Source organism: Longimicrobiaceae bacterium (assembly GCA_035696245.1).
GTDB lineage: Bacteria > Gemmatimonadota > Gemmatimonadetes > Longimicrobiales > Longimicrobiaceae > DASRQW01.
Genome location: DASRQW010000210.1, coordinates 1 through 8,416, shown reverse-complemented (window position 1 = coordinate 8,416; position 8,416 = coordinate 1). Strand labels below are relative to the sequence as shown.

The 8,416-nt window shown below is 73.3% G+C and carries 6 protein-coding genes; 5 read left to right on the top strand and 1 reads right to left on the bottom strand.

Translation table 11 applies throughout. The annotated features are described in order from the left end of the window. Window positions 1-2,287, bottom strand: a 2,287-nt coding sequence (locus tag VFE05_09835; protein ID HET6230355.1) for a GAF domain-containing protein, incomplete at its 3' end; no start/stop codon positions are given. An 842-nt stretch (window positions 2,288-3,129) separates the two neighbouring features. On the opposite strand from VFE05_09835, the gene VFE05_09830 reads away from it, so the two are divergent. The 5 genes from VFE05_09830 to VFE05_09810 all read left to right on the top strand — a co-directional run. Further along, on the top strand, window positions 3,130-3,615 hold the full coding sequence (locus VFE05_09830; GenBank protein HET6230354.1) for a MarR family transcriptional regulator: 486 nt from the start codon (window positions 3,130-3,132) through the stop codon (window positions 3,613-3,615). 73 nt (window positions 3,616-3,688) lie between these two features. Then, window positions 3,689-4,309 carry a helix-turn-helix domain-containing protein gene (locus VFE05_09825; GenBank protein HET6230353.1) on the top strand — a complete coding sequence of 207 codons (621 nt, stop codon included), beginning with the start codon at window positions 3,689-3,691 and terminating at the stop codon, window positions 4,307-4,309. Continuing rightward, window positions 4,310-6,016: a TolC family protein gene (locus VFE05_09820; protein HET6230352.1), complete on the top strand. Its 1,707-nt coding sequence runs from the start codon at window positions 4,310-4,312 to the stop codon at window positions 6,014-6,016. It begins immediately after the preceding gene. Continuing rightward, window positions 6,013-7,134 (top strand): efflux RND transporter periplasmic adaptor subunit, encoded by a 1,122-nt coding sequence (locus VFE05_09815; GenBank protein ID HET6230351.1) that lies wholly within the window; start codon window positions 6,013-6,015, stop codon window positions 7,132-7,134. Before VFE05_09820 ends, VFE05_09815 begins: the two co-directional genes overlap by 4 nt. A gap of 13 nt (window positions 7,135-7,147) precedes the next feature. Next, window positions 7,148-8,416, top strand: a 1,269-nt coding sequence (locus VFE05_09810) for an efflux RND transporter permease subunit (protein HET6230350.1), incomplete at its 3' end; no start/stop codon positions are given.

The window sequence follows — 8,416 nt, the reverse complement described above, 5'->3', positions numbered from 1 at the left end:
GCGTGCGCAGCTCGTGGCTCATCATGGCCAGGAACTCGCTCTTGGCGCGGCTGGCGCCGCGGGCCGTCTCGTGCGCACGGGCGTTGCGCACGGCCAGCACCGCCTGGTCGGCCAGCAGCGCCAGCACGCGCAGGTCCTGCGCGCCGAAGGGCCGCGACCCGCGCGCGTTCGCCACCCCGATCATCCCCAGCAGCTCGCCCTCCACCCGCAGCGGCAGCACGGCGAAGTACACGATGCCCAGCCGCTGCATGAACACCGCGTTGGGGTGCAGCGGCTCGCCCGCGTCCGCGTCGATCACGATGGGGCCGGAGGCGCGCGCCGCCACCTCGGTGAGCGAGCCCGCCAGCGCGCCCTCGCTCCCGCGGAAGGGCTCCAGCAGCCCCACGGCCACCGGCGTGAGCAGCCGGTCGCGGTTCTCGCCCGTCACCAGCGTGAGCCCCGCCGCGTCCGCCCCCACCAGTTCGCGGGCGATGTGGACGATGCGCTCCATCACCTCCGCCGGGTCCAGGGTGGAGGTGAGCGCCTCGGCGGCGGCCAGGAGCGCGCGGTTCTCCTCCGCGCGGCGGCGCTGGCCCTCGTAGAGCCGCGCGTTGTGCACCGCCAGCGCGGCCGAGTCCGCGAACGACTCCAGCAGCCGCGTCTCGTCTTCCCCGAAGCCGCCCTCGCGGTCCACGGCCACCAGCACGCCCAGCGCCTCGCCGAACGCCAGCATGGGCGCCGCGAGCAGGTTCCGCAGCCCGAGCGAGCGCGCCGTCGCCAGCACTTCGCTTCCGCCTGGAAGCTCCTCGGGCGAGTTGAAGACCACCGGCCGTCCCGCGTTCACCGCCACGTCCGCCGCCGAGCCGGCCAGCGGCAGCACCGTTCCCTCCAGCCGCTCCAGCAGGCCCACGCACGGCGACAGCACCATCGACTCCGCTCCGCGCGGCGAGACCACGCAGCTACCGCGGGCGCCCGTGAGCTCCATGGCGCTCGCCGCCGCCATCCGCAGCACCTGCTCCGGGTCCAGCGCGGAGACCAGCGCGCGCCCCATCTCCCGCAGCGCGCGGCTCTCCTCGGCGCGCAGGGCGGCCTCGCCCGCGGCGGCCTCGGCGGCGGCGGTGCGCTCCACCAGCGCCTCCTCCAGCGTCCGCCGGTCGCTCACGTCGTGCAGCGAGACCACGGCGCGCTCCACCTCCCCACCCTCGCCGCGCAGGGGCTCCGCGCTGGCCAGCACCGTGCGGCTGCCGCCGTCCGGCCGCGGCAGCACCAGCTCCACGTCGCGCACCGGCTCGCCGCGCAGCGCCCGCGCCAGGGGCCGCTCCCCCGCCCCCATCCGCTCGCCCGAGGGGTGGCGGCCGTCCCACAGCGCCGCGTGCTCCGCCTCGTCCGCGGCGGCGAGCTCCGCGGCGGGGCGTCCCGCCAGGGTGGCGGCGGCAGGGTTCACGTACGCCGTCTCGCCGCCCGGCGCCCGGGCCACCAGCACGCCCACCGGCAGCGCGTCGAGCACGGCGAACAGGCCGCGCCGCTCCGTCTCCGCCGCCCGGCGGGCCAGGACCTCGGCCGTGACGTCGACCACCAGGAGGAGCAGGAAGCGCGGAGGGCCCCCCCCCTCGCGCGGCACGGCGCGCAGCGACCAGCGGAAGAAGGCCGGCCCGCGCGCGAAGCCGCGGAACTCCCACTCGGCCACGTCGAAGGGCTCGCCCGTGTCGCGCACGCGGCGGAACACCTCCTCGATGTCCGACGCGGCGAAGCCGGGCACCAGCTCGCTCATCGGGTGCCCCACGGTGCTGCCGGGGGTGCGCCACGGGTCCTCCAGGATCTCGTGCGACGCGCGGTTGGCCTCGCGCACCACGAAGGTCTCGGAGTCCATCAGCACGTAGCCCACGGGCGACGATTCGAGGATGGCGTCCAGCCGCGCCTCTCTCTCCGCCACCGTGAGCAGCGCCTCGCCGCTGCGCTCCACGGCCTCCGCGCGCACCTCGGCCGTGACGTTGCGCAGCCGCACGCGCATGTCGCCGCGCCCGGCGGGCTCCACCTCCACCTGCCACACGCGGCTGCCCCCGGCGTCGGTGCGGAAGCACACCGGCACGCGATCCTCCAGCGAGTGCCGCAGCAGCTCCGCGTCGGGCCCGCCGCCGTCGCCCGGCAGCACGTCCCAGATGTGCTCCACCGGCCCCTCGTGCCCCACCAGCTCCAGGATCTCCAGGAACGACGCGTTGGCGTAGCGCACGCCGCCATCGGGCGCGACCAGGCACACCCCGTCGCGGAGGTGGCCGAATGCTGCGTCTGGATTCGCGGAGGTGGGCAAGGGCGGCGCGGGTGCGATGGTCGTGCGTGCGGCGTGCGCCCGTGCGGGCGCGGGGCAAGCAGCCCAGGGCGGGCAAGATCGCTGCCAGCCGGTCCTTTCCGGGCCAAACGAGCCGCATAGTGCGCTCGCTTGCATCCGCCGGGAACGGCGGGAGAGCGGATGAACGCCTTGCATCTCCCTCGCATCCCGTCCGGTCCGCATCTCCCGAACGGCACTCCGGCGGATTCACATCTTCCGAAAACCGCGTCGCCGCGTCCGGCTCACCGAACCGGTCAACCGCGTCACATCTACGGAACAGTACGGTCGATGCACACCGGCCGTCGTCCCGCTGCGGAACCGTGACCGCCGATGCGCATCCTCCAAAACCCCGTTTCGGGAGTCGGGAGATGAACGCCACGGGACGATGTCGATTTCGGCGACGCTGTTTCGACATAGAGATGAGCGGGTGCGTCCGCTGCTCGTTCGTGAAAGCTGAAACCACGATCGGCATCCGTGCGAAGTACCCTGCGAACGCGCCGCCGATCGTCGTCCACCTCCCTCATCACCCCTGTAGGGTCTGGCCTGCGTGCCGGACCGTGCTGCGGCAGCACCATCGCTCGTCTCGTGGGACGGCGCTGCGGAAGCGCGGCGCACGGGCCGGTGCTCACCGACCGAACGCGGAGGAGATTGCGTGGTGTTCGACCGATCCCACGGCAGTTCGGGCGCACTGCGACAGACCGGAGGAGCAGAGATGCCGGAAGCGGGCGAGGACAAATGTTTAGATCGTTCAGTATTGACTGAACGATGGGTGAGGTGGTATCGTTGGCGCCCCGGAAGCGGCGGGTACACGGAGCGGAGCGCGGATGAACGACGCGGTGCGGCAGTTCGTGGAGAAGATGGCGCTGCTCTGCGAGAAGGAGGGCATGGCCCGCATAGCCGGCCGCATCCTGGGCCTGCTGCTGGTGGAGGACGGCCCCTTCTCGCTGGACGAGCTGGCGGAAAGGCTCCAGGCCAGCAAGGCCTCGGTGAGCACCAACGCGCGCATGCTGGAGCACATGGGCATGGTGCGGCGGGTGAGCAACCTGGGCGACCGGCGCGACTTCTACCACATCGAGGCCGACCCGTGGGAGCGCATGCTGGAGGTGGGCCAGGGGCGGTGGCGCGAGATGACGCAGCTCTTCGGCGACGCGGCGGCCTCGCTGCCGGAGGGGATGGAGAGCGGCCGCGAGCGCCTGCGCCTGGCCGAGAGCTTCCACACGCTGCTTCTGCAGGACTCCGCGCGCCTGGTGGAGCGCTGGCGCTCGCTGCGGGCCGACGAGCGCGCGGGCGGGGCTGCCGGTGAACCGTAGCCGTCGTTGTGACGACCGTACGGATGTAAGTAAACGCTTGCACACATCCCAGCGGGGGGATACCTTGGCGGCCATGGAAGTGAGAGAGAAGCTGCTCCAGGCCGCGCTGCGGGTGTTCCAGGAAGCCGGGTCCCGCGGCGCCACCACCCGCCGGATCGCCGGCGAGGCGGGCGTGAACGAGATCACGCTGTTCCGGCACTTCGGCAGCAAGGGCGCCCTGCTGGGCGAGGCGCTCCAGGCCGCCGCGCGCGAGGGCGTGCTGGCCCCGCTGCCTGCGGAGCCGCGCGACGCGGCGGCGGAGCTCACGGAGTGGTGCCGCGCGCACCACGGGCACCTCATGCGGTCGCGCTCCATGATCCGCACCTGCATGGGCGAGATCGAGGAGGCGCCGGAGATGGCGGCCTGCGCGGGGGCCACGCCGGCGCGCCTGGCGGGCGAGCTCCACGACTACCTGCTGCGGCTGCGCGCGCGCGGCCTGGCAGACGGCGGCTTCGAGCCGCACGCGGCGGCGGCCATGCTGATGGGCACGCTGTTCAGCGACGTGATGGGCCGCGACATCATGCCGGAGCGCTACGCCTACCCGGCCGAGGAGGCGCCGGGACGGTACGTAGCGCTCTTCCTGCGCGTGATCGGGGCGGCGGGCGGGGCGGGGAACGAGATGGTGGATTCAACGGCGAACGGGACGACGGCATAGATGACGAGATCGCGTGTGGGGTGGGGCCGCGGCTTGCGCGCGGCGGCGGTGGTGGCGGGCGGGCTCGCCCTGGGCGCGGCGCGGGCGGGGGCGCAGACGGTGACGCCGTCGGCACCCGCGGCATCGCGTCCGCAGGCGCCGGCGGGCGCACGGACGCTGTCGCTCGACGAGGCGCTGCGCATGGCGCAGTCCGCCAGCGAGCAGGTGGCGATCGCGCGGGCGGGGATCACGCGGGCACGCGGGCAGCAGCTCCAGGCGCGCTCGCAGCGCCTGCCGCAGCTGAACGGCACCGCGTCGTACTCGCGGACGCTGAAGAGCCAGTTCGAAGGGCTGGGCGGCAGCGCGCCGGTGGACACGACGACGGCGCCCACGAACTGCCCGTCGAGCTTCACGCCGCACCCCGGCCTGCCGGTGGACGAGCGGGTGGACTCGCTGGAGCACGCGCTGGAGTGCGCGGGCAGCGGCTCCAACCCCTTCTCGGGCCTGAGCAGCGCCGGCTTCGGCGCGGCGAACACGTACAACCTGGGCCTCAACCTCCAGCAGACCGTCTACGCCGGCGGCCGCATCACCGCCACCAACCGCATCGCGCAGGCGGGACGGGAGAACGCGGAGATCGGCCTCACCTCCGCACAGGCGCAGCTGGTGCTGGACGTGACGCAGGCGTACTACGACGCGGAGCTGAGCGACCGCCTGGTGGGCATCGCCGAGGCGGCGCTGGCGCAGGCGGAGGAGACGCTGCGGCTCACCACGCTGGCACGCCGCGTGGGCACCTCGCCCGAGTTCGACGTGCTGCGCGCCTCCGTGGCCCGCGACAACCAGCGGCCGGCGGTGATCCAGCGCCGGTCGGACCGCGACCAGGCGTACCTGCGCCTCAAACAGCTCCTCAACCTGCCGCTCGACCAGCCTCTGGCCCTCACCTCGTCGCTCGGCGAGGCGGACTCGGTGGTCGCGCGGACGCCGCAGGCCGCCGCGGCGGACTCCGTCGCCGGGGCCGACACGGCGACGGACGCGCGGGCGGTGGTGCGGCAGGCGGCCACGGCGGTGCAGGTGCAGGAGCAGCAGGTGCGCATCGCCCGTTCGCAGCGGCTGCCCACCGTCGTGCTCCAGTCGCAGTACGGCCGCGTGGCCTTCCCGCAGGACGTGGTGCCGGGCTTCAACGACTTCCACACCAACTGGACGGTGGGCGCGGCGCTGTCGGTGCCCATCTTCACCGGCGGCCGCATTCGCGGCGACGAGCTGATCGCCCAGGCGAACCTGGCCCAGGCGCGCGCGCAGCTCCAGCAGACGCGCGAGCTGGCGCAGCTGGACGCCCGCAGCGCCATCGAGCGGCTGAGCACCGCCCGCGCGTCGTATCAAGCCTCGGCCGGCACGGCGCGGCAGGCGGCGCGCGCGTACCAGATCGCCGAGGTGCGCTACCGCGAGGGCATCTCCACGCAGCTGGAGCTGAACGACGCGCGCCTGGCGCTCCAGCAGGCGCAGGCCAACCAGGCGCTGTCCGCGCGCGACCTGCAGATCGCCCAGGCGCGGGTGCGCCTCCTCCGCGACCTGCCGCTCTCCACCGCGGGCGCCGCGGGGGCGTCCACCGCGGCGGCGCAGCAGCAGTTCACCCAGTCGCAGTCCACCACGCAGTCCACCACCACCGTGCAGTCGCAGCAGGGCGCGACGGGCACCACGCAGCAGGGGATCCCGGGAGCGGGCACACAATGATACAGACGAAGATCGGGCGCGGGACGGCCCTGGCGGTGGCGGCGGCGGTGGCCCTGGCCGCCTGCGGGAAGAAGCCGGACGCGGCGCAGGCCGCTGCCGACGCGGCCCCGGCGGTGATGAACGTGGGGCCCGAAGGCTTCATGGTGGTGCAGAGCGGCGACATCTCCAGCGGCCCCGCCATCTCCGGCAACCTCAAGGCGGAGAACGAGGCCACGGTGCGCGCCCAGATCGGCGGCTCGGTCCTCCAGACGTACGCCGAGAAGGGCCAGCCCGTCTCGGCCGGCGCCATGCTGGCGCGGCTGGACGACGCGGCGCTGCGCGACCAGATGGTCTCCGCGCAGTCCGGCGTGCGCGCGGCACAGAGCGCGGCCGACGTGGCGCGGCGCAACACGGCGCGGCTCCAGGAGCTGAACAGCGCGGGCGCCATCGCAGACCGCGACGTGGAGAACGCGCGCTCGCAGTCTTCCGCCGCGCAGGCGCAGCTCGCCGACGCGCGCTCCCGCCTGGCGTCGGCCCAGAAGCAGGCGTCGTACACGGTGGTCCGCTCCCCCATCTCCGGCGTGGTCAGCGACCGCCCGGTCAACGCGGGCGACGTCGTCCAGCCCGGCGCGGCGCTCTACACCGTGGTCGACCCGCGCAGCATGCGGCTGGAGGCGTCGGTCCCGGCGGAGCAGGTGGGCCAGGTGCGCGTGGGCGCGCCGGTGCAGTTCACCGTCACGGGCTACGCGGGCCGCACCTTCACCGGCAAGGTCCAGCGCGTGAACCCGGCGGCCGACCCCACGACCGGGCAGGTGCAGGTGTACGTCGCCATCCCCAACGACGAGGGCCGCTTGGTGGGCGGGCTCTTCGCGCAGGGGCGGGTGCTGGCGCAGGCCCGCAGCGGCATCGCCATCCCCATCACGGCGGTGGACCAGAAGGGCGTGGGCCCCACCGTCTCGCGCGTGCGCGGCGGCAAGGTCGAGCAGGTTCGCGTGACGCTGGGTGTGCGCGACGAGCAGGGCGAGCGAGTCGAGGTGACGCAGGGGCTCGCGGCGGGCGACACCATCCTGGTGGGCGCCGCCCTGGGGATCACCCCCAACACCCCGGTGCGCGTGGGCACGCCCGCCGCGGCCAGGTAAGGAGGCCCGCCCCATGTTCATCTCCGATTTCGCCATCAAGAAGCCGCTGATCACGGTCGTGACCATGCTGTCGCTGGTGGTGTTCGGGCTCTTCGCGCTCTGGAAGCTGCAGACCGACGAGTTCCCCGACATCGCCGCGCCCATCGTGGTCGTGCAGATCCCCTATCCCGGCGCCTCGCCCAACCAGGTGGAGACGGAGATCCTCAACCCGGTGGAGGAGGGGATCCAGGGCATCGCCGGGGTGGACCAGATCAACGGCCAGGCCTTCGACGGCTTCGCCCAGATCGTGGTCCAGTACCAGTTCGGCAAGCCGCAGCAGGAGCAGACGCAGGACATCCGCGACGCCATCTCCCTGATCCGGCAGAACCTGCCCACGGAGATGAAGGAGCCGATCCTCCAGCGCTTCGACCCCAACTCGCTGCCCATCGTCTCCCTCGCCCTGGTCTCGTCCACCCTCACGCCGGGCCAGCTGCGGCAGCTGGCCGACCCCGGCATCACGCGCGAGATGCGGTCGATCGCGGGCGTGGCGAACGTGCAGGTGTCCGGCGGGCGCGAGCGGGAGATGACGGTGCAGCTCCGTCCCGACGCGCTCCAGGCCAGCCAGACCAGCGTGGCCGAGGTCGTGGGCGCCCTGGGCGCGCAGAACCTCGCCGCGCCGGTCGGCAACCTCCAGGGCGCGTTGCAGGAGCGGACGATCCGCCTCGCCGGGCGCCTGGAGACGCCGGAGGAGTTCCAGCAGCTCGTGGTCAAGGAGCGGGGCGGCGTCGCGGTTCGCCTGGGCGACGTGGCGGACGTGTTCGACGGGTACGCCGAGCAGCGCACGCTGGCCGAGTACAACGGGCGCGAGGCGGTGGGCATCGACATCGTCAAGTCCAAGGGCTACAGCACCACGGCGGTCGCCACCCAGGTCATCGGGAAGATCGACGTCATCAGGAAGACGCTGCCGGCGGGCGTCACGCTCACGGTGATCCAGAACGCAGGCACGCGCGTCACGTCCAGCGTGCGCGGGGTGGAGGAGGCGCTGATCGAGGGCGCGCTGCTCACCGTGCTGGTGGTCTTCCTCTTCCTGAACTCGTGGCGGTCCACCATCATCACCGGCCTGGCGCTGCCGGTGTCGGTGCTGGCCAGCTTCGTGGCGGTGTGGATCGCGGGCTTCACGCTCAACTCCATGTCGCTGCTGGGCCTGTCGCTCGCCATCGGCATCCTGATCGACGACGCCATCGTGGTGCGCGAGAACATCGTCCGCCATCTGGAGATGGGGAAGGATCACGAGCGGGCCGCC

Bases quoted from the DNA above. Each gene is read 5' to 3' on its own strand.
- VFE05_09830 (HET6230354.1), top strand. From the start codon at position 3,130: ATGAACGACGCGGTGCGGCAGTTCGTGGAGAAGATGGCGCTGCTCTGC.
- VFE05_09825 (HET6230353.1), top strand. From the start codon at position 3,689: ATGGAAGTGAGAGAGAAGCTGCTCCAGGCCGCGCTGCGGGTGTTCCAG.
- VFE05_09820 (HET6230352.1), top strand. From the start codon at position 4,310: ATGACGAGATCGCGTGTGGGGTGGGGCCGCGGCTTGCGCGCGGCGGCG.
- VFE05_09815 (HET6230351.1), top strand. From the start codon at position 6,013: ATGATACAGACGAAGATCGGGCGCGGGACGGCCCTGGCGGTGGCGGCG.